Source organism: Flavobacterium sp. (genome assembly GCF_052437795.1).
Classification (GTDB): domain Bacteria; phylum Bacteroidota; class Bacteroidia; order Flavobacteriales; family Flavobacteriaceae; genus Flavobacterium.
On sequence record NZ_JBQVPA010000012.1, the window covers coordinates 1 to 919 of the forward strand.

2 protein-coding genes are annotated in these 919 nt (G+C 54.6%); one reads left to right on the forward strand and one right to left on the reverse strand.

Going from position 1 to position 919, the window contains the following annotated elements; all coding sequences use genetic code 11:
- Positions 1 to 119: 119 nt before the first annotated feature.
- Positions 120 to 470: a hypothetical protein gene (locus tag ACT6R0_RS18590; protein ID WP_444667441.1), complete on the reverse strand. Its 351-nt coding sequence runs from the start codon at positions 468 to 470 to the stop codon at positions 120 to 122.
- A 99-nt stretch (positions 471 to 569) separates the two neighbouring features.
- On the opposite strand from ACT6R0_RS18590, the gene ACT6R0_RS18595 reads away from it, so the two are divergent.
- Positions 570 to 785 (forward strand): hypothetical protein, encoded by a 216-nt coding sequence (locus ACT6R0_RS18595; RefSeq protein WP_444667443.1) that lies wholly within the window; start codon positions 570 to 572, stop codon positions 783 to 785.
- Positions 786 to 919 lie beyond the last annotated feature (134 nt).

The window sequence follows — 919 nt, forward strand, 5'->3', positions numbered from 1 at the left end:
GAGCAGGGGTCTGTCTGGTGGCCCCTTGGTCAACATCACCATCACAGGCTCTTCTCTTATGTGTGTTGCAGCAACGCCAAGTGGTGAATGCCATGTAATGATGATGATGATGACCACGGTCACCCCTCGCTGATCACCCAGCACTGCCTCTCACCCCCACTCCCACAGCACCCACCCCACCACCACAGCCGAAACAACAGACACCCTGTCGACTCACCTTGCCCTCCATGACCCAGCACTGCCTTGCCCAGTGCAGCAGTGCCCAGTGCTGCAGCAACGCCTGGTGGTGAATGCCATGTAATGATGATGACGATGATGATGATGATGATGATGATGATGATGACGATGATGATGATGACAATTATGATGATGACATCAGAGCTAGGTGCACAAACAATGTGGTGTGAGCTAATGCTGCCCTGCGCTGCCACCCCATAGCTCAGGCGTGATGTAACTCCGACATGGGACACAGAGAAGTAAGGGGACATGCCAGCACCTCCCTCATCAGCCCAGCAGGCGACACATGTCTGCGCAAAGGCTCACTCACGGATGCCTCTCACTCTAGGGTGATGTTTTTGTTGTATGGAGCTAACCTCCCACACACACTGCATGGTTGCCTTCCGCCTTCACCACTGCCTGACCCCTGTGCCAGGGCTGTGGCCCTGAACCTGACAGTCATCATCATCATCATCATCATCATCATCATCATCATCATCATCATCATTCCATGGCATTCGCCAACCTGCGGTCCATTTGGATACCGCCGGCGTTGCTGCAGCACATGAGAAACTAAATACTATACCAGTTCAGGCTCGCTTGATGCGGGCACGCCATGCCTCATGGTTCTGGCACAACACGTACCGCCAGCTAGGCCTGCAGCCTGCACTGACGCCTGGGCCACTCAGTTCCAGGTCAGGTG

Bases quoted from the DNA above. Each gene is read 5' to 3' on its own strand.
- ACT6R0_RS18595 (WP_444667443.1), top strand. From the start codon at position 570: ATGTTTTTGTTGTATGGAGCTAACCTCCCACACACACTGCATGGTTGC.